General features: G+C 65.2%; 17 protein-coding genes. 10 read left to right on the top strand and 7 right to left on the bottom strand.

Features of this window, described 5'->3' with window-relative positions; genetic code table 11:
* Window positions 1-250 precede the first annotated feature (250 nt).
* Window positions 251-2,272, bottom strand: coding sequence for a YgiQ family radical SAM protein (locus tag AC1RR3_RS25605; RefSeq protein WP_492825868.1), 2,022 nt, complete (start codon window positions 2,270-2,272; stop codon window positions 251-253).
* A 191-nt stretch (window positions 2,273-2,463) separates the two neighbouring features.
* Here AC1RR3_RS25605 and AC1RR3_RS25600 point away from each other — a divergent pair, with 191 nt between their 5' ends.
* From AC1RR3_RS25600 to AC1RR3_RS25590, 3 genes are all read left to right on the top strand, one after another.
* The gene (locus AC1RR3_RS25600; protein ID WP_492825867.1) at window positions 2,464-2,754 is read left to right on the top strand and encodes a hypothetical protein; all 291 of its coding nucleotides are present in this window, start codon (window positions 2,464-2,466) and stop codon (window positions 2,752-2,754) included.
* Window positions 2,735-3,673 (top strand): DMT family transporter, encoded by a 939-nt coding sequence (locus AC1RR3_RS25595; RefSeq protein WP_492825866.1) that lies wholly within the window; start codon window positions 2,735-2,737, stop codon window positions 3,671-3,673. Before AC1RR3_RS25600 ends, AC1RR3_RS25595 begins: the two co-directional genes overlap by 20 nt.
* A gap of 144 nt (window positions 3,674-3,817) precedes the next feature.
* Window positions 3,818-3,982 carry a hypothetical protein gene (locus tag AC1RR3_RS25590; RefSeq protein ID WP_492825865.1) on the top strand — a complete coding sequence of 55 codons (165 nt, stop codon included), beginning with the start codon at window positions 3,818-3,820 and terminating at the stop codon, window positions 3,980-3,982.
* 3 nt (window positions 3,983-3,985) lie between these two features.
* On the opposite strand, the gene AC1RR3_RS25585 is transcribed toward AC1RR3_RS25590, so the two are convergent.
* Together AC1RR3_RS25585 and AC1RR3_RS25580 are read right to left on the bottom strand one after the other, a co-directional pair.
* Window positions 3,986-4,666, bottom strand: coding sequence for a GntR family transcriptional regulator (locus AC1RR3_RS25585; protein WP_492825864.1), 681 nt, complete (start codon window positions 4,664-4,666; stop codon window positions 3,986-3,988).
* Between the two features lie 12 nt (window positions 4,667-4,678).
* Window positions 4,679-6,091, bottom strand: a complete 1,413-nt coding sequence (locus tag AC1RR3_RS25580) for an FAD-binding oxidoreductase (protein ID WP_492825863.1) — start codon at window positions 6,089-6,091, stop codon at window positions 4,679-4,681.
* A gap of 174 nt (window positions 6,092-6,265) precedes the next feature.
* Between AC1RR3_RS25580 and AC1RR3_RS25575 the strand changes: the two genes are divergently transcribed.
* On the top strand, window positions 6,266-7,150 hold the full coding sequence (locus AC1RR3_RS25575) for a dihydrodipicolinate synthase family protein (protein ID WP_492825862.1): 885 nt from the start codon (window positions 6,266-6,268) through the stop codon (window positions 7,148-7,150).
* A 9-nt stretch (window positions 7,151-7,159) separates the two neighbouring features.
* Here the strand turns inward: AC1RR3_RS25575 and AC1RR3_RS25570 are convergent, their stop codons facing one another.
* Genes AC1RR3_RS25570 through AC1RR3_RS25555 form a run of 4 tightly spaced genes read right to left on the bottom strand, consistent with a single transcriptional unit; the run spans window position 7,160 to window position 9,789 of the window.
* A complete protein-coding gene (locus tag AC1RR3_RS25570) occupies window positions 7,160-8,389 on the bottom strand; it encodes an MFS transporter (RefSeq protein WP_492825861.1) in 1,230 nt (409 codons plus the stop codon).
* Window positions 8,386-8,715 (bottom strand): hypothetical protein, encoded by a 330-nt coding sequence (locus AC1RR3_RS25565; RefSeq protein WP_492825860.1) that lies wholly within the window; start codon window positions 8,713-8,715, stop codon window positions 8,386-8,388. The genes AC1RR3_RS25570 and AC1RR3_RS25565 overlap by 4 nt, the downstream gene beginning before the upstream one ends.
* Entirely contained in the window at window positions 8,712-9,281 is a 570-nt protein-coding gene (locus AC1RR3_RS25560) for an isochorismatase family protein (protein ID WP_492825859.1), read from the bottom strand. The genes AC1RR3_RS25565 and AC1RR3_RS25560 overlap by 4 nt, the downstream gene beginning before the upstream one ends.
* A gap of 55 nt (window positions 9,282-9,336) precedes the next feature.
* Window positions 9,337-9,789, bottom strand: coding sequence for a MarR family winged helix-turn-helix transcriptional regulator (locus AC1RR3_RS25555; protein ID WP_492825858.1), 453 nt, complete (start codon window positions 9,787-9,789; stop codon window positions 9,337-9,339).
* A 452-nt stretch (window positions 9,790-10,241) separates the two neighbouring features.
* On the opposite strand from AC1RR3_RS25555, the gene AC1RR3_RS25550 reads away from it, so the two are divergent.
* The 6 genes from AC1RR3_RS25550 to AC1RR3_RS25525 all read left to right on the top strand — a co-directional run bounded on the left by AC1RR3_RS25550 (window position 10,242) and on the right by AC1RR3_RS25525 (window position 18,775).
* Entirely contained in the window at window positions 10,242-12,566 is a 2,325-nt protein-coding gene (locus AC1RR3_RS25550; RefSeq protein ID WP_492826057.1) for a TonB-dependent siderophore receptor, read from the top strand.
* A gap of 8 nt (window positions 12,567-12,574) precedes the next feature.
* Complete coding sequence (locus AC1RR3_RS25545; protein ID WP_492825857.1) at window positions 12,575-13,597, top strand: extracellular solute-binding protein; 1,023 nt, start codon at window positions 12,575-12,577, stop codon at window positions 13,595-13,597.
* Window positions 13,590-14,783, top strand: a complete 1,194-nt coding sequence (locus AC1RR3_RS25540; RefSeq protein ID WP_492825856.1) for a PepSY-associated TM helix domain-containing protein — start codon at window positions 13,590-13,592, stop codon at window positions 14,781-14,783. The genes AC1RR3_RS25545 and AC1RR3_RS25540 overlap by 8 nt, the downstream gene beginning before the upstream one ends.
* A 73-nt stretch (window positions 14,784-14,856) precedes the next feature.
* Window positions 14,857-16,089: a rhodanese-like domain-containing protein gene (locus AC1RR3_RS25535; RefSeq protein ID WP_492825855.1), complete on the top strand. Its 1,233-nt coding sequence runs from the start codon at window positions 14,857-14,859 to the stop codon at window positions 16,087-16,089.
* 310 nt (window positions 16,090-16,399) lie between these two features.
* A complete protein-coding gene (serA, locus tag AC1RR3_RS25530; protein WP_492825854.1) occupies window positions 16,400-17,644 on the top strand; it encodes a phosphoglycerate dehydrogenase in 1,245 nt (414 codons plus the stop codon).
* A 111-nt stretch (window positions 17,645-17,755) separates the two neighbouring features.
* The gene (locus tag AC1RR3_RS25525; RefSeq protein ID WP_492825853.1) at window positions 17,756-18,775 is read left to right on the top strand and encodes a patatin-like phospholipase family protein; all 1,020 of its coding nucleotides are present in this window, start codon (window positions 17,756-17,758) and stop codon (window positions 18,773-18,775) included.
* Window position 18,776 lies beyond the last annotated feature (1 nt).

Below are 18,776 nucleotides of genomic sequence, written 5' to 3'. Positions count from 1 at the left end.
GGCGACTGGGTGCGAAGCTGCCTGCGCGCAAGACGCGGTGTGATGGATACTGAGGAGCGGTAGAGGCCACCCTATCCGGGCGCTTGCTGCCATCCTGCTCCTGTTTTGCCCGACGGGTCAACGTCGCCAAAAATCGCCTAAGCCATTGATCCCCCTCATGCCGTCTACTGTGCATGGGGTTGTTTTCGACATTTTCTTTTAGACGCACGAAAGCGTCAGGCTGAACCGGACCTCATCCAGCCCTTGCCCGCTACTTCATCACCCGCAGACCCTTGGTCGTGAACCGCTGCGTCTTGTCGCTGGGGCGCACCGGACGTCGTGTGCCGGCGGCCTTGCCGGTGCCGGGGGGCTGGTGCGCGGGGACGAGCTGGTCGGGGCGGGAGCCGATCAGATCGGCGCGGCCCATCGCCTTCAGCGCCTCGCGCAGCACCGGCCAGTTGTCGGGGTCGTGATAACGCAAAAACGCCTTGTGCAGGCGGCGCTGGCGCAGGCCCTTGATCGCCTCGACCTTGTCGCTGCCGCCGCGACGCACGCCGCGCAGCGGGTTGACGCCGGTGTGGTACATCGCGGTCGCTGTCGCCATCGGCGAGGGCAGGAAGGTCTGCACCTGGTCGGCGCGATAGCGGTTCTTCTTGAGCCACAGCGCGAGGTTCATCATGTCCTCGTCGGTCGTGCCCGGATGCGCCGCGATGAAATAGGGGATCAGGTAATATTTCTTGCCGGCCTGCTCGGCCGCGGCATCGAACATCCGCTTGAACTGATTGTAGGCGCCGATGCCCGGCTTCATCATCTTGTCGAGCGGCCCGCGCTCGGTATGTTCAGGCGCGATCTTCAAGTAACCGCCGACGTGATGGGTGACGAGCTCCTTGATGTATTCGGGGCTCTCGACCGCGAGGTCGTAGCGCACGCCGGAGGCGACCATCACCTTCTTGATGCCCTTGGTCTCGCGCACCTTGCGATAGAGCCGGATCAGATCGTCATGCGAGGTGTTGAGGTTCGGGCAGATCTCCGGGAAGACGCAGGACGGCCTTCGGCACGCCGCCTCGACCTTCGGGTCCTTGCACGCCATCCGGTACATGTTGGCGGTGGGGCCGCCGATGTCGGAGATGACGCCGGTGAAGCCCGGCGTCTTGTCGCGGATCTTCTCGATCTCGCGCAGGATCGAGCCCTCGGAGCGGTTCTGGATGATGCGGCCCTCGTGCTCGGTGATCGAGCAGAAGGTGCAGCCGCCAAAACAGCCGCGCATGATCGTCACCGAGAACTTGATCATGTCCCAGGCGGGGATTTTGGCGTCGCCGTAGGACGGATGCGGCGCGCGCGCGTAAGGAAGATCGTAGACCGCGTCCATCTCGTCGCTGGTCAGCGGGATGGGCGGCGGGTTGAGCCAGAGATCGCGGTCGCCGTGACGCTGCACCAGCGGCCGCGCATTGCCGGGATTGCTCTCCCGGTGCAGCACGCGAGAGGCACGGGCGTAGGCTTCCTTGTCTTGCTCGACCTGCTCCAGCGCCGGCAGCCGGATCACGGTTAAGCCTTTGGTTCGCGATGCGCCCTCGTCGGCGGAGTCGAGATCGTCGGCGTGCAACTCGGAATAGTCTTCGGGCACGCGGCGGAACAGCGCGACGCCCCTGATGTCGTCGAGCGAGCGCGGCGCCTCGCCGTCAGCGAGTCGCTGCGCCACCTCGACGACGGCGCGCTCCGCATTGCCATAGAGCAGCAGGTCCGCCTTGGCGTCGGCCAGCACCGAGCGGCGCACCTTGTCGGACCAGTAATCGTAATGGGCGATCCGGCGCAGCGAGGCCTCGATGCCGCCGAGCACGATCGGCACGTCCTTGAACGCCTCGCGGCAGCGCTGGGCGTAGACGACGGTGCAGCGGTCCGGCCGCTTGCCGCCTTCGCCGCCCGCGGTGTAGGCATCGTCGCTGCGGATGCGGCGATCCGCGGTGTAGCGGTTCACCATCGAGTCCATGTTGCCGCCGGTGACGCCGAAGAACACCTTTGGCTTGCCCAGCGCCTTGAACGGCTCGGCCGAATGCCAGTCGGGCTGGGAGATGATGCCGACCCGAAAACCTTGCGCCTCGAGCAGGCGGCCGATGATCGCCATGCCAAAACTCGGATGGTCGACATAGGCATCGCCGGTCACCAGAACGATGTCGCAGGCATCCCAGCCGAGCGCATCCATCTCGGCGCGGCTCATCGGGAGGAACGGCGCCGGCTTGCGCGGGCGGGCCTGGGCCATCAGGGGCTTTTCGGCAGTGATGATTTGGGTGTCCATGGGCACAGGCATAGGACTCCGGGGCCGCGAATACAACCGATCGATGGGCTGTCTTTGCCGATTGCGGTTCCCGCGTGGCGCGCAATTCGGCAACGGCGCGCGCGAGGCGGCGTCGTCAGGTGTGTGACGCCGTCCACATACCCGCCGGCACCGGCGCGTCATCCTCTCTCGCAGTTTCACGGGAGAGATCCATGTTTTTTCTGATCGATGCGCTGCTGATCCTGGCGATGTTGTTTTTCCTGTTTCTGCCGATCTCCGATCGCAGGACGGTGCGGATGAGGCTTTGCATGGTCTGCGCGCTGCTGGCGGTGTTCTCCGTCTCGATCACCCGCACGCCTGTCGTACCGGTGTTGCTCGCGAGCATCGCCGCGCCGTCCGGAACGGTGCGCGTGCCGCATATGCACACCAGCGATCCCTCTTCAGGGTTCTCACCGCGGCCGCTATCGGATATGCGATTGCTCCATGGGCAAGGAAATTTCTGACGGCGGCGATGAATCCGGCGCGGCGCCATCCACCGAGGCCTGGCTCGGCGCAATTGCGCTGATTGGCTTCATCCTGGTGGCGACCGCGCAGGCCTCCAATCAGATTCTGGCGCGAGGGCTCGCGGGCTCCGTCCCGCCCTTCGCGCTCGCCTTCTTCCGCTGGAGCATCGTCGCCATCGGGCTCGCGCCGATCGCGCTCACCGAGATCCGCACCGGCCGTGTGCCGCTGGCCAAAAACATCTGGCCGATCCTCGCCGCCGGCTTCATGGGCATGTTCCTTTGCGGCGGTCCGGTCTACGCCGCGGGCGTCTCGACGACGGCGATCCATATCGCGCTGATCATGGCGCTGTCGCCGATCACGGTGTTGATGATCTCCGCCGGGCTCGGCATCGAGCATGTCGGCCCGCTGCAATGGCTCGGCACCGCGCTCGCGCTGACAGGCGCGTTGCTCATCATTTCCGGCGGCCATCCGGAGACCTTGTTCGCGCTGGAGACGGCATCGGGCGACGGACTGGTCGTGATCGCGATGCTCGGCTGGTCCGGCTACACGCTGTTGCAATCACGCGCTGCGCCAAAGGCGTCGTTGCTTGCGCGCATGAGCCTGTTCTCGGCCGCAGGTGCATTGTTCTCGTTGCCGCTCGCGGCCCGCGAGATGTGGACAATGCCGGCGCAGGTTTTCAGCACGAAAGCGCTGTCGGCCTACGTCTTCGCCGGGATCGTTCCCGGTCTGCTGGCCTATGCCGGCTTTGCCTGGCTTGGCGGCAAGTTCGGTTCGGTCCGGACTTCGCTCGTGCTTTATCTCGGACCGATTGCGAGCGCGCTGCTGTCGTTCGCAATTCTCGGTGAGCCGCCGAAGCTGATCCATCTGTTCGGCGGTGTGCTGATTCTGGGCGGGGTCTGGGCGAGCCTGCGCAAATAGTTCCATCGGCGAGAGTTGTGGTTCATTCGCAGGAACCAACCGGCTCCGTCGACATTCTGATCAAGGGTTTGCGGCGAGCCCGGTTCGCGCGTGTGTCCAAGGTCCGGAATGCCTCGATATTCGCTTCGGGCGATGGGGGGAACTGTGAGTACAGTCATAGAGAACTTGCTGCTGCGGAAGCAGAAGCTCGTGGAAGAACTCGAAAAGGCGCAAACCGTCGAGGACCGCGACAGGATCGAGCACCAGCTCGAGCAGATCAACACCGCGCTGGATTTCCTGGACAGGCCGGGATCGAAGGGCGGGCGGTAGCGCTCAATCCACCTTCAGCGCGTCGACTTTCAAGGCTTTGGCATAGACCACACCCGAATTGGTGATGTGCGTGGTCATCAGCTTCTCGAAGGCCGCGAACTCGCCGCGCGTGAACAGATCGAGCAGCTTGCGGTGCTCGTCGAAGGATGTGCGGGTCCGCACGTCGATCGGCGAGGTGAGATTGGTGCGGAGTGCAGCAACGCGGCTGGATGCGAGCTGGTAGGATTCGACGAGGTAGCGGTTGCCGCAATGGGCGAACAGCGCCTCGTGGAATGCGGCATCGGCGCGCCCGTAGGCGATATTGTCCTTGGCCGCGATCGCCGGCTCCATTGCCGCGATCGCATCGCTCATCGTCGCGGTCGCGCCGTCGCGATCGTGGCGAAAGGCGAGCTCCGCGGCCTTGGGCTCGAGCGCGATCCTGAAGGTGCAGAGCGCAGTGATGTCTTCCGCGCTCGGCGTGAAGACAAAGCTGCCGACCTGCGGGCGGATCACCACGAGCCCCTGCGCCTGCAACTGGCCCATCGCCTCGCGCACCGGCGTCCGGCTGACGCCGAAGGAATTCGCCACCATCTCCTCGGATATCGCAGCGCCGAGCGCGAACTCGCCGTCGATGATGGCCTGACGCAGCCGCTGCATCACCCGCTGCGACAGCGATTTCGGCGTATCGAGCTTGAGCGATCTCATGAGCTCTCCCGCTCAGATCACCTTGCCGGGATTGAGCAGATGATCCGGATCGAGCGCCGCCTTCAGCGTCCGCATCAGCGCGATCTCGGGCTCGCTTCTGGCATGCCCCAGCCACTTTTTCTTCAAGGTGCCGATGCCGTGCTCGGCGGAGACGCTGCCGCCCATCTCGCGGACGAGGCCATAGATGATCGCGTCCATCTCTTCCTTCGGCTGCTGCTCGACGGAAAGACCGGTGACCCAGGAGACGAGATGCAGATTGCCGTCGCCGATATGGCCGTAATAGACGCTCTCGCAGCCCTTGATGCCGGAGGCCAACGCCGCCTTGCAGCGCGTGACGAACTCGTCCATGCGCGCGACCGCAAGGCCGATGTCGTAGGAAATGTGCGGCCCCAGCACCTGGCCGAACTCGGCGCAGATGTCGCGCACCCGCCAGAAGGCCTGCGTCTGCGCCAGCGATTGCGCCACGGCGGCATCCGCGAGCATGTCGCGCTCCATCAGTCCTTCGAGCCAGGCCTGGAAGCGCGGCGCATCGATGCTCTCATCGGTGCCTTGCGCTTCCACCAGCACGTAGAGACCGTGACCTGCGGCGACCGGCGGCTTCACGCCGGCGCGCTTCGTGATCACGTCCCAATAATCCGGCCACATCACCTCGAACGCGGACAGCAGCGGACCGAGCCCGCTGCGCGCGGCGCCGAGCAGCGAGATCACGGCGGCATAATCCTTCAGCGCGCAGAGTGCCGCCATGGTCGAGCGCGGCTTCGGGAACAGCTTCAGCACCACGCGGGTGATGATGCCGAGCGTGCCCTCCGAGCCGATGAACAGATGCTTCAAATCATAGCCGGCATTGTTCTTCATCAGCTTGTTGAGATTGGTGATGATAGTGCCGTCAGGCAGTACCACCTCCAGGCCGAGCACCAGCTCGCGCGTCATGCCGTAGCGGATCACGCGGTTGCCGCCGGCATTGGTCGAGAGATTGCCGCCGATGGCGCACGAGCCACGTGAGCCGAGGTCGAGCGGAAAGAAGAAGCCGGCATCATCCGCGGCCTTCTGGATCGTCTCCAGCGGCGTGCCTGCTCTCACCGTCATCGTCATCGACGCGTGATCGATCTCCTCGATGCCGGTCATGCGCTCCAGCGAGATCGCGACCCAGCCCGCTTCGGGCGAGGCGCCGCGGCACAGCCCGGTCAATCCGCCCTGCGGCACGAAAGGCCAATGCGCCTGCCGGCAGGTCGCAATGGCGTCCGCAACGCCCTGCGCGTCGAGCGGACGGATCACCGCGCGGGGCGTCTGCGGCAGGCTCGCGCTCCAGTCATTGCAATTGCGCGCCGGCACGTCCGCACCGGTCAGCACGGCAGCTGCGCCGAGCTTGTGGCGCAAGGCGCCGAGCAATTGGTCGGGACGGTCGGTCGGAGTCACCATGTCCATGCGAGACCTCCTCAGGATCGGCTGCGTCTGTGGCGCGCCTGTCGCGGCAGGGATTTGCGTCCATCTTGTATGTAAGGTACAAGATGGAAAGTAAAGCAAAAACAAGGCCCGGTAAGTGCAGAAGATCGTTTGAGATCAGTGACTTAGTCCGAGACCGCAACAAAGGGTGGTGTGATGAGCGAGCCGATTCGCGGGTTCTGGGTGGCGTCGGCGACGCCGCTGGCAACGGACGGCAATGTGGACTCCGCAAAGCTTGCCGCGCACGCCAGGCAGCTCTTCAGCAAAGGCGTTGACGGCATCGTGCTGTTCGGCACCACCGGCGAAGGCACCTCGTTCAATGTCGCCGAGCGCGTCGCGACCATCGAAGCCGTGCTCAAGGCTGGTATTGCGCCGGAACGCATCGGCATCGGCGGCGGCTTTCCCGCCATCAGCGACAGCATCGCGCTGACGCGCGCCGTGCTCGGCCTCGGCCTGCGCCACGTGCTGTATCTGCCACCTTACTTCGATCGCAGCGTCACGGCCGAAGGCATCGAGGACGCTTTTGCTGCGATCATCGACGGCGTCGCAGATGATCGCTTGCGCGCCTATCTCTATCATATCCCGCAGGTCTCGGGCGTCGCGATCCCGACTGCCGTGGCCGCAAACTTGCGCAAGCGTTATGGCAAGGTGGTCGCGGGCCTGAAAGATTCCAGTGGCGACTTCAAGCAGTTCCAGGCGTTCCGCGCAGCCGCGCCGGAGCTTGCCATCACCGTCGGCAATGAAACCGACATCGCCCGCGCGATCGCCGGCGGCGGAGCCGGCACCATCTGCGGCATGGCCAATATCACGCCGGAACTGGTCAAGGCGATGATCGACGGCAAGGATGTCGAAGCGCGCATGCAAGCTGCGGTCGACATCGTGGTGAAGTCACCATCCTTCCTCACGACGCTCAAGGCGATCCTGGCGGCGCAGACGGGCGATGCGAGCTGGCTGCGCGTGCGTCCGCCGCTGCGCGCCTTGGCTGATGGGACGGCGCTCAAGCAGAAGCTGGACGAGTTGACGACTCCCGCCATCGCCTAGGGCCGCCCTTCATTCGAGGCAATCGTCCGAGGTGGGGGCTGACATCGCACGGACTGCCACGAGTGCGGCCGCAAAGCCGGCCGCCGCACCGACGCCGAGCGCCCAGCGCGGGCCCAGATTGTCCGCCACCCATCCGATGATCGGTGCGCCGATGGGCGTGCCGCCAAGCGCCACCCCGAGGCGCAACGCCATCACGCGTCCCCTCATCCTCGGTTCGGTCGAGAGTTGCATCAGGCTGTTCGACGTATTGGTGACCGTGAGGGCGGCGACGCCGATCACGACCAGGGCGCCCGCGAACAGCCAGTAGCTGGGTGCAAGCGCGGCCAGCGTGCACCCCGCCCCAAAAGTCGCAGCGCCCAGCAGCAGCGAGACGAACCGCGGCTGTGCGCGCCCCGCGGCCAGCAATGCGCCCGAGATGGTGCCTATCGCCATCGTCGACGACAGCAGGCCAAAGCCGCGCGCATCGGTGTGGAAAACGGTGACCGCCATGGTCGAGATGAAGATCGGGAAGTTCAGCCCGAACGTGCCGATCAGGAACAGCATGATCATGATCGCCCTGAGATCCGCGCGCGCCCAGACGTAGCGAAAGCCCTCGGTCATGCCGCCCTTGGCCCGCTGAGCCCGTGCGTTTGGGCGAAGCTCCGAGGCGCGCAGCAGAGAGAGTGAGCCAAGCACCGCCATGAAGGATGCGGCGTTGATCAGGAATGCCCATCCGGTGCCGATCGAGGCGATGACGATCCCGGCGATTGCGGGCCCGATCATCCGTGCGGCGTTGAAGGACGTCGAGTTCAGCGCGATGGCATTGGAGAGGTCGACGTCGCCGACGAGCTCGGCCACGAATGTCTGGCGTACCGGGGCGTCGAAGGCGGCGGCACAGCCGAACAGGAAGGCGAATACGTAGACGTGCCAGAGCTCTACCTTGCCAGTGACGGTGAGAAGACCAAGGGCCAGGGCCAGCACGCCCATCGTCGCCTGCGTCGCGATCAGAAGCCGTCGTTGGTTGAAATGGTCGGCCGCGAAACCCGTCCACGGCATCAGCAGGAGCTGCGGCCCGAACTGGAGCGCCATCACCACGCCGACAGCCGACGCATTGTGCCGTGTGAGCTCGGTGAGAACGAGCCAGTCCTGGGCGGCGCGCTGCATCCACGTTCCGGTATTGGACACCAGCGCGCCCGCAGCCCAGACGCGGTAATTGAAGTTGCGCAGTGAGCGAAACGTGCCCGCGGCCGGCACGCTCACGAACCTGTCGGCGTGTTGCCGCCGTGGAACCGGCCGAAATGTCGCGCGCAAAACAGGCTGAGGAGCAGGGCGCCAAGTCCGAGCGCGCCGACGTCGCGCGTGTCCGTCAGGGCAAACTCCCCGACACGACAGACGAGGAGATATCCGACGATCAAGTTGAAGAAGCCCCAGAACACGTTGACCGTCGACGAGGATAGCCCTTCTCCGCGCGGCTGCGCGAATGGGCTTTGGAACGGCTCGCCTCGCAGGCCGCTGACGAGATGCGGAATGGCGTTCATCAGAAAGGCGCCGCCAAAGAAATAGGAAACCAGGTGAAGCCAGTTCATGCTTGCGCGCTCCGTGTTGCCAGCAAGTCGATGATCGCTTGCGTCGAGCCGCTCTCGCCGAGCCGCGGAAAGACGCTTGCGATGCTGTAGTCGTGCGCCTCGCGACGCGGATCGGTCATCGCATCGGTGGCAAGGGTGACGTTGAAGCCCGCCTCGTAGGCCTGGCGCGCGGTGGACTCGACGCCGGTGCCGGTGGCGACGCCCGCAATGACGACCTGCGTGACGCCGCGCGATCGCAACTGGCTTTCGAGATCGGTGCTGGCGAATGCGCCCCATGTCCGCTTGGTCACGGCGATATCGCCGGGCTGTTGATCGAGCTCCGGAATGAGAGCGGTCCATCCGTCGGGAAACGGTCCGCCGGCACGCGGCCGCTCGGTGCGGCCCGGCGCTCCACCATCGACGTTGACCAGCGCGACCGGCAGGCGATGCCGCCGAAACGCAGCAGCCAGCGTGCTGGCACGCTCCACGACGTCGCCCACGGCATGGACGGAAGATGAGCCGACGATGCCGCGTTGCAGGTCGACGACAATGAGGGCGGTGATCGGGTCGAGCGTCGTGAGAGCCATGATGATGTCCTGTCCGCAAACGCAAGTTCCGCGCCGCGGATGCTGCGGGGCCGCGTCAATCATCGAGAAGTCGCTTGAGCAAGGGGACGGCGGCGGCCAGCTCGTCCTGCTCCCGCGATGAAAGCCGTGTCGAAATGGTGCGCGAGAGCCAATCCTGCCGCGCGGCGCGACCGACACGGATCCGGTCGCGGCACGCCTTGGTCAGCGACAGGATGGTCTGACGGCCGTCTTCCGGATCGGGGGCACCGTTGACCAGGCCCGCGTCCAGAAGAACCGCGACCGCGGCGCTCATCGATTGCGGGCGCATCTTTTCCGATCGCGCCAGGCTCGACACCGTGGCGGGGCCATCCTTTTCCAGGCGCAGCAGCACGGATACCTGGGACGGCGTCAGTTCCTCAGGGCCCGTCTGCTCGCGAAGCCGGCGCTTCAGCTTCCCGACCAGCGAACGAAGGTCTTCTGCGAGCGCACCGGCGCGCGCGGAGGGGCGTTGGTCCGGGGAATCGATCATGCTGAACCGAATATAGATATACAGGTAGTCTGTAAAGATTAACTGTGCAGTTAGTCTGAACAAAACGACGTGAGCGGGGAGGGGCGATTGTCGCAATCACGGCACGGAAAAATTGTGGGCGGGGCTGCGTGTTGCGGGATGATTGTGCGACAAGGCGTCGCGTTGCCGCGGATCCACTGAAGCTGTCGCCCTGCCAGGGATGCGTGGTCAGCATCGACTATGTGCAGACGTGCCCATTTCGCAGGAGTTCCACTTGCGGCGCCCCGAATCCTGCTCATGAAAGCATCGCAATCCGGGTCGTCTCATCGTCATGCATCGTGACTGCTCTTAGAACGATTCAACACTAGAGGGATTCAAATCGTCGGCATGTTCTCTTCGTTCACAGCGGCTGCTAGACGCGCCAGCTTCAATGCTGTGTCTGACTTGGAAGTGAATCGAAAGTGCGTGCCTTTATGGATGGCCAGCGCGTCAGCGGCCACCGAACTCGTGCCGGCAAGAGCCGTGCAGGTCTTCTCATCGGCGCAGTCGTGCTGATCGCCGAATGCCCCTCCAACACGACGAGCGCGCAGGCGCAATCGGCGCTGCCGCCGGTCACGGTGGAAGCGCCGTCGCCGCGGCCGAAGCCGGCGCGCGCATCGGAACAGTCTCCGCGTCGCACCCAGGCCGCTGCGCGCCGCCCGCCCAGCCGCAATCCCGCGCCCGCAGCACCGACACCGTCGGAGCGCGCCGCCGCTGCGGCCGCCGCACAGCAAGCCGCAAAGCTCGGCTACCGCGCGATGCCGAGCGCGACCACGCTGCGCAGCGGCGCTTCGCCGCTCGATACCTCGCAATCCGTCAACGTCGTGCCCGAGCAGGTCATGAAGGACCAGCTTCCGCGCAACATCGACGACGCGCTGATCAACATCAGCGGCATCACCCAGACCAATACGCTCGCCGGCACTCAGGACGCGGTGATCCGCCGCGGCTTCGGTGACAATCGCGACGGCTCGATCATGCGCAACGGCATGCCTTTGGTGCAGGGCCGCAGCCTGAACGCCGCGGTCGAGAGCGTCGAGGTGCTGAAGGGACCGGCCTCGCTGCTCTACGGCATCATGGATCCCGGCGGCATCGTCAACACCATCAGCAAGCGCCCGGAGCTGTACCAACACGGTTCGGTCACGCTGCTCGGTTCGACCTTTGCGAACAACCGCAGCGGCGCCGACGGCACGCTCGACATCACCGGTCCGATCGGAGACGGCGGTCTCGCCTACCGCTTCATCGGTTACGGCGTCAGCGAGGATTATTGGCGCAATTTCGGCCGCCACCGCGAAATGCTGGTGAACCCGTCGCTGGCCTGGTATGGCGAGACCACCACGGTCCAGCTGACCTACGAGCACCGCGAGTTCATCTATCCGTTCGACCGCGGCACGGCCTTCGTTGGCGGTGCGCCGCTGGCGATCCCGAAGGAGCGCCGGCTCGACGAGCCCTTCAACAACATGTGGGGCACCTCGGATCTGATGCAGGCCTCGGTCGAGCAGAAGCTCGACGACAATTGGAAGGTCACGGCCGCCTACAGCTACAACACCGAAACCTACAGCGCCAACCAGCTCCGCATCACCAAGGTTGACGCCAATACAGGCATCGAGACCCGCAGCAACGACGGCACCCAGAACTCGCTGAGCAACGCCAGCTACGGCACCTCCTATCTGCAGGGCGACGTCTGGGTCGGCGGCTTCCGCAACGAGATCCTGTTCGGCGGCGAGGCAATGTATCGCACCATCGACCGTCGCGACCTGATCCGCCAGGCGACGCCAAACTTCAATTTCTACAATCCGGTCTACGGGCTGGTCACACCGGGCACGACCGTTTCCGCAGTCGACAGCGAGCAGACCGATCTGCTCGGCACCCGCGGCTTCTTCGCCCAGGACACGTTCCACGCGACCAACTGGCTGTCCTTCGTCGGCGGCGTACGCTGGATGGAATATGAGCAGCTCGCCGGAAAGGGCCGGCCGAACTTCATCACGAACACCAATCTGGCGGGCGACAAGGTGCTGCCGCTCGGCGGCGTCATCTTCAAGCTGAACGATCAGCTCACTTATTACGTGAGCTATACGCAGTCGCTGAAGCCAACCTCGACCATCGCACAGTTCGCGGGCACGACCGTGGGTTTCGTGGTCACCGGAAATCTCCCGCCCGAAGAAGGCACACAGTGGGAAACCGGCTTCAAATTCGACGTCAACAAGCGGCTGTCGGGGACCTTGGCGTTCTACGATATCCAGAAGAAGAATGTGCTTGTCAGGGACGATCTTGGCAACGGCACGGTTTCGGCGCGAACCTCCGGTGCGGCCCGGTCGCGCGGAATCGAGTTGGACGTGACCGGCAAGCTGACTGACGATTGGAGCATGATCGGAAGTTACGGCTATACCGATGCGCGCCTGATCAACGATCCCGATGTCGGCAACGCCAAGCTGATTAATTCCGCGATGAACACGGCCTCACTCTATCTCGTCTATGATTTCGGCGAGCGGTTGCCGGGCCGTCTGCGTCTCGGCGGCGGCGCACACTATGTCGGTGACCGGCCGGCCGTTTCCGACAACTCGCTCTTCCTGCCGGCCTACACCGTCGCAGACATCTTTGCGACCTACGACACGAAGATCGACAAGCTGCCGGTGACCTATCAGTTCAACGTCAAGAACCTGTTCGACAAGCTCTACTATACGTCGACCACCGGCAGCGCCTTGGCCGTCGCCATCGGCGATGCCCGCCGCTTCTCGCTGTCTGCAACGGTGAAGTTCTAGCGATGGCGATGCGGCACAGAGCAATCGCGGTCCTGATCGCGGTGGCGTCTGCCTGCCTTGCGGCCACAGGTGCGAGCTGCGCCGGGGACATCACGCTCTATTCGACCAGGGAGGCTGCCCTGGTCGAGCCGGTCGTTGCTGCCTTCACCGAAGCCAGTGGCGTCAAGGTGAAAATCGTCTTTGTCGAGGACAGTCCTGTCAAGCGCCTGGTGTCGGAAGGCGAAGCGTCGCCCGCCGACGTCTTGGTGACGATCGGGCTGGACAAGACGACCCAGCTCTCCAACCGTGACCTGACGCAAGCCTTCACGTCGTCGCGTCTCGAACAGGTCGTTCCGGCAAATCTTCGCGGTGGCGGGGCGCAGTGGCTTGCGCTCGCCGTCCGCCCGCGCGTCGTATTCGCGCGCAAGGACAGCGCGCCTGCCTCGATCGATTACGAAGACCTTGCGAGTCCGCGATGGCGCGGCAAGCTCTGCATGCGGGCGCCGCTGCACCAGAACAATGTCGCGCTGGTTGCGGCCTATCTCGCCCATCATGGCGAAGCGGCGACGCAGGCCTGGCTCGCGGGCCTGAAAGCCAATCTCGTCCACAAGCCTGATGGCAAGGACAACGACGTGATCCGCGAGATCGCGCAAGGCACTTGCGAGATCGGTATCGGCAACACCGTGGCATTGGCGCAATTGCGCGATGGACGGGAAGGTGCCGGCTGGCGCGCATGGGCCATGGAGGTCAAGGCTGTCCCGACCGCCTTTCGGGGCGGCGGGACGCATGTGAACCTCACCGGTGCTGCCATCGCGAAGCACGCGCCGCATCCGGAGGACGCGCAAAAACTGCTCGCGTTCCTGGTCACGCCTGCCGCGCAACGGATCTTTGCCGCCGCCGAGCTGGAATATCCCGTGGTCGCGACAGCGGAACGGGCGGCCATCGTTGCCGAGATGGGCTCGTTCGCCGCCGATGCGCTGCCGATCGATCAGATCGCCGCGCATCAACAGGCCGCGATCGCGCTGATCAAGAAGGCGGGCTTCGATGAGTAGGGTGGGGCACAATATCAAAGCCGTTCTGCTCCAGATCCACTCCATCGCGGGTCTCGTGCTCGCGTTGGTGCTGGCTGTGATCGCGCTGACCGGCGCGATCATGAGTTTTGAGGACGAGATCGTCGATCATCTGAATGCCGGCATCATGCGGGTCGTGCCGCGCCAGGCGCCGGCGTTGATGCCGGACGAGCTGGTCGCACGGCTGAAGGCAGGGCAGGACCTCGGCAAGGTCTCGGCCGTCACGCTGTCGAGCGATCCGGCCGCCGCGGTGCGCGTCCGTTTCGCGCGCGATGAGCAGGGTGCGCGGCCGACGTCGCTCTATGTCGACCCCTATGATGCGCACGTGTTGGGTGCTCCGCGCGGTGAGGAGTTTTTCGCCACGGTGCGCAGGCTGCATCGTTGGCTGCTCATCCCCGGCGATGCCAAGGGTTGGGGCCGTCAAGTCACGGGCGTGACCGCACTCGGCCTGATCGTCATGTTGATCTCAGGCCTCGTGCTGCGCTGGCCACTCCGCGCAAGCAGCGTGAAGACGTGGCTGAAGCCCAACCTCGGGCTCAGTGGGCGCGGGCTGCACCGATCGCTGCATGCGGTGATCGGCACCTGGGTCCTTCCGGTCTATCTGGTGATGACGCTGACCGGGCTGTGGTACTCGTTCGACTGGTACAAGGATGGTGTCGTCTGGCTGCTGTCGCGTCCAGAGGTCTCTGCCGCGAAGATGCAGCCCAGGATGGCCGCAAAGGCGCCGCGCGCGGCCGGTCGTTCCGAGCCATCCCAGCTGATCGGATTCGATCAGGCCTGGACGACGTTCCGGCGCGAGGAGGGCGACCGCTTCGCCAGGGCCCTGCTGACGCTGCCCGCAGGTCCCGGCACGGCGATACGGATCCGGTCGTGGGGGAAGGAGACGACGCTCGATACCACGCGCGACGAATTCCGTATCGATGCGGTCACAGGTCAGCTGGCCTCCGCGGAGCGCTACGCCGACAAGACGTTCGGCGAGAAGATCATCGCCAACCTGCTCGACATCCACCGCGGCGCGGTCCTGGGCTGGCCCGGCAAGCTTGCGTTCATGATTGCCGCGGCGCTGATGCCGCTGTTCGCGGTGACCGGCATCCTGCTCTATCTATCGCGTCGCAGGTTGCGGCGCCCGGCACAGCCGCCGCTCGGGCGCCTCGTTCCGGGCGAGTGAACGGACCCGAAGGCTAGCCAAGGCCGCCGCAATCGTTCAAAAGCCCATGGCTGTCCTCACCAGGGTTCGCGCCATGAAGCTTTCGACCGTCACCCCCGCCGACATCCGCCGTGCGCTGCTGCTGCGCGAGGAGATCGCGCTGCTCGATCTCCGATACGAGGCGGCCTTCGCCACCGGCCATCCGCTGTTCGCCGCCAACATGGCCGCGGACCGGATCACGATCGAGGCCGAGGTGAGGTTGCCGCGCAAGGATGTGGCGATCGTGCTGTATGATGATGGCGAGGGGCTGGTCGCTGTGGGTGCCGAACGCCTTGCGGCGCTCGGCTACAGCAACGTCCGAGTGCTCGATGGCGGACTGAAGGGCTGGCGCGATGCCGGCTATCAAATGTTCGAGGACGTCAACTCCTATTCGAAGGCGTTCGGCGAGCTGGTCGAGGCGCGCCGTCACACGCCGTCGTTCAGCGCCGACGAAGTGGCGAAGCTGATTGCGGACAAGGCCAACATCGCCATCCTCGACGTTCGCCGGTTCGACGAATATGCGACCATGAACATTCCGGGCTCGGTCAGCGTGCCCGGCGCCGAGCTGGTGCTGCGGGCAGGTCAGGCCGCGCCCGATCCTGAGACCACCATCATCGTCAATTGCGCCGGGCGCACCCGTTCGATCATCGGCACCCAGTCGCTGATCAATGCCGGCGTGCCCAACAAGGTGCGGGCGCTGCGCAACGGCACGATCGGCTGGACGTTGGCGCGACACACCCTCAATCATGGTGCCGACCGGCGCGGCGCGATTGGGCCGTTCGAAGGCGGCCCGGCCAACGCCCGCGACGTCGCCTATCGCGCCGGCGTCCGCCGCATCGGCGCAAATGAGATGTCAGCACTGCTCGCTGAGACCCATCGCACGCTGTACCGCTTCGACGTGCGCGACGCCGAGGACTATGCCGCCGGCCATCTTCCGGGCTTCCGCCATTATCCGGGCGGCCAGCTGGTCCAGGAGACCGACATGGCCGCACCGGTGCGCGGCGCGCGCATCGTCCTGACCGACGACAAGGGCGTGCGGGCTGACATGACCGCGTCCTGGCTCGCGCAGATGGGCTGGGAGGTCTATGTGCGCGAGGGCGGCTATGACGGTACGCTCGAGATCGGCCCGCCACGCATGCTGCCCAAGCCCGATCCCGCCCACCGCTACCGCCGGCCCTACGAAGGTACCGATGTCGCCGAACGCGCGATGCAGGCCTATCTCGATTGGGAGTATGGCCTCGTCGAACAGCTTCGGCTCGACGGCACGCATGGGTTTTACGTGATTTGACTCGAGTGGCCCGCGCGCTCCGTGCCAATCCTCCATCACCGTCACCCCCGCGCAACGGCGAAGCCGTTGTCGCTGGAGGTGGCCGCGTAGCGGCCCTCGAAGGGCGATGGCCCGGCCGCATCGCGGCTGTTCATCCTTCGAGGCTCCCGGCGCGATGCCGGGCATCGCGCCGCTCGCGCCTCAGGACGACGGGTCTGGTACACCAGCACATCTACCCCCGCGCCATCTTCTCCCCCTATCCAAACCCTATTGTGCTGGGCCTCGTCCGCGGTTTATGAGCTGCGGCAAAGCCGCCATTTCAGGAGATTCTATGCCAGCCCCAGGCCAAAGCCCTGAGCGGAGCGCGAAGGCGCTGCTGCTCGAAGGCGTCAATGACAGCGCCGTGGACCTGTTCAAGGGCGCGGGGTTCACCAATATCGAGCGGCTGACCAAGGCGCTGGACGGCGAGGATCTGCGCAAGGCGCTCAAGGGCGTGTCATTGCTCGGCATCCGCTCGCGCACCCAGATCACCGATGAGGTGCTCGAAGCCGCCGACCAGCTCCTCGCGGTCGGCTGCTTCAGCGTCGGCACCAACCAGGTCGATCTGCTTGCGGCGCGCAAGCGCGGCATTCCCGTGTTCAATGCGCCGTTCTCCAACACGCGCAGCGTCGCCGAGCTCGTGATCGGCGAGATCGTGATGCTGCTGCGCCAGATCTTTCCGCGCTCGGTGTCCGCCCATGAAGGCGGCTGGGACAAGTCCGCAACCGGCAGCCGCGAGGTCCGCGGCCGCACCCTCGGCATCGTCGGCTATGGCAATATCGGCTCGCAGCTCTCGACGCTCGCCGAAGCCATGGGCATGCGCGTGATCTATTACGACCGCACCGACAAGCTCCGCCATGGCAACACCGAGCCGGTCGAGAAGCTCGAAGAGCTACTGGCGCAGAGCGACGTCGTCAGCCTGCACGTGCCGGAGACGCCGGAGACCGCGGGCATGATCGGCGAGAAGGAGCTGCGGACGATGAAGCCCGGTTCGTTCTTCATCAACAACAGCCGCGGCACCGTGGTCGATCTCGATGCGCTCGCGGGCGCGCTGCGCGACGGTCACATTGCGGGCGCCGCGATCGACGTGTTTCCGGTCGAACCGTCCTCGAACGCGCATCGCTTCGAGAGCCCGATGCAGGGCCTCGGCAACGTCATCCTCACCCCGCATATCGGCGGCTCCACCGAGGAGGCACAGGAGCGCATCGGTGGGGAAGTCGCGCGAAAACTGGTCGACTATTTCATCACGGGATCGACCATGGGCGCGGTGAACTTCCCGGAGGTGCAGCTGCACCTGCGCCCCTCCGGCGCGCGCTTCAGCCATGTCCATCGCAACGTGCCGGGCATGCTGCGGCGGCTGAACGAGGTCTTCCTCCAGCGCGACATCAACATCGCCGCGCAATATCTGGAGACCGCAGGTGACCTCGGTTACGTCGTGCTCGATGCCGACCTCGGGGGCGTGGATTCGGCCGCGCTGCTTGCGCAGATCAGCAGCCTCGAGGGCACGGTCGGCGCACGGCTGGTATTCGAGCACTAAACGCCCCCACGTTCCAGTTGCATATCGCGGCGACTGCTCTCACACTGCCGTCGAATTCGACATGGTGCAAAATCACGTCGAATTTGAGCTTCAGTTGCGTGAGTGTCCGCCATGGAACGGGACGCCGTACTGATTGATCTCGCGCTTCAGGGTGGCGGTTCGCACGGCGCCTTCAGTTGGGGTGTGCTCGACCGCCTCCTCGAAGAGAAATGGCTGGAGATCGCCGCGATCTCCGGAACCTCCGCAGGGGCGATGAATGCGGCGGTCCTGGCGGACGGCTGGACGGCCGGCGGCGCCGAGGGCGCGCGCGAGGCGCTCGAACAATACTGGCGCCGCGTTTCGAAGGCTGCGGCCTTCAGTCCGCTGCAGCGCTCGCCGCTCGACCGCCTGATGGGGCGCTGGACCCTCGATACGTCGCCCTTCTACATTCTCACCGATTTGATGTCGCGCGTGCTCTCGCCCTACGATCTCAATCCGACCGGCTACAATCCGCTGCGCGCGGTGCTCGCCGAGAGCATCGATTTCGAGCGGCTGGCGAGTTCGCCAATCAAACTGTTCATTACCGCGACGCGCGTTCGCACCGGGCGCGGCCGCATCTTCCGCAATGCGGAGATCACGGCCGACGTTCTGCTCGCTTCCGCCTGCCTGCCGACCATGTTTCGCGCGATCGAGATCAACGGTGAGTCCTATTGGGACGGCGGCTATGCCGGCAACCCGACCATTACACCGCTGGTCCGCGAGAGCGACGCGCACGACACCATCCTGGTCCAGATCAATCCGACGGAGCGGCCGGAGGAGCCTCGGACGGCTGCCGAAATCCTCAACCGGCTGAACGAAATCTCCTTCAACTCGCCGCTGGTGAAGGAGCTGCGCATGATCGCGCTGCTGCGCCAGGCCGCCGACCCCGGCAGCGGCGAGGGCGCGCGCTGGGCGAAGATGCGGACGCACCGGATCAAGAGCGACATGCTGGCGGCGTTCGGCGCTTCGTCGAAACTCAACGCGGAATGGGAGTTCGTCTCGATGCTGCGCGCCGAGGGGCGCCTGGCCGCGGACGCGTTTCTTGGCCAGCACGGTGCCGACATCGGCCGGCAATCGACCGCCGATCTCGACATTCTCCTGTCGGAGTGCTGAG

The organism is Bradyrhizobium sp. GW821-FHT13H05 (assembly GCF_058804065.1).
This window is presented reverse-complemented; position numbering and strand designations above follow the sequence as displayed.

Coding starts and splice junctions, on each gene's coding strand:
- AC1RR3_RS25585 (WP_492825864.1), bottom strand. CDS start 4,666: ATGAGATCGCTCAAGCTCGATACGCCGAAATCGCTGTCGCAGCGGGTG.
- AC1RR3_RS25595 (WP_492825866.1), top strand. CDS start 2,735: ATGGGCAAGGAAATTTCTGACGGCGGCGATGAATCCGGCGCGGCGCCA.
- AC1RR3_RS25545 (WP_492825857.1), top strand. CDS start 12,575: ATGCGGCACAGAGCAATCGCGGTCCTGATCGCGGTGGCGTCTGCCTGC.
- AC1RR3_RS25535 (WP_492825855.1), top strand. CDS start 14,857: ATGAAGCTTTCGACCGTCACCCCCGCCGACATCCGCCGTGCGCTGCTG.
- AC1RR3_RS25550 (WP_492826057.1), top strand. CDS start 10,242: ATGGATGGCCAGCGCGTCAGCGGCCACCGAACTCGTGCCGGCAAGAGC.
- AC1RR3_RS25555 (WP_492825858.1), bottom strand. CDS start 9,789: ATGATCGATTCCCCGGACCAACGCCCCTCCGCGCGCGCCGGTGCGCTC.
- AC1RR3_RS25580 (WP_492825863.1), bottom strand. CDS start 6,091: ATGGACATGGTGACTCCGACCGACCGTCCCGACCAATTGCTCGGCGCC.
- AC1RR3_RS25540 (WP_492825856.1), top strand. CDS start 13,590: ATGAGTAGGGTGGGGCACAATATCAAAGCCGTTCTGCTCCAGATCCAC.
- AC1RR3_RS25600 (WP_492825867.1), top strand. CDS start 2,464: ATGTTTTTTCTGATCGATGCGCTGCTGATCCTGGCGATGTTGTTTTTC.
- AC1RR3_RS25575 (WP_492825862.1), top strand. CDS start 6,266: ATGAGCGAGCCGATTCGCGGGTTCTGGGTGGCGTCGGCGACGCCGCTG.
- serA (WP_492825854.1), top strand. CDS start 16,400: ATGCCAGCCCCAGGCCAAAGCCCTGAGCGGAGCGCGAAGGCGCTGCTG.
- AC1RR3_RS25565 (WP_492825860.1), bottom strand. CDS start 8,715: ATGAACTGGCTTCACCTGGTTTCCTATTTCTTTGGCGGCGCCTTTCTG.
- AC1RR3_RS25560 (WP_492825859.1), bottom strand. CDS start 9,281: ATGGCTCTCACGACGCTCGACCCGATCACCGCCCTCATTGTCGTCGAC.
- AC1RR3_RS25525 (WP_492825853.1), top strand. CDS start 17,756: ATGGAACGGGACGCCGTACTGATTGATCTCGCGCTTCAGGGTGGCGGT.
- AC1RR3_RS25605 (WP_492825868.1), bottom strand. CDS start 2,272: ATGGACACCCAAATCATCACTGCCGAAAAGCCCCTGATGGCCCAGGCC.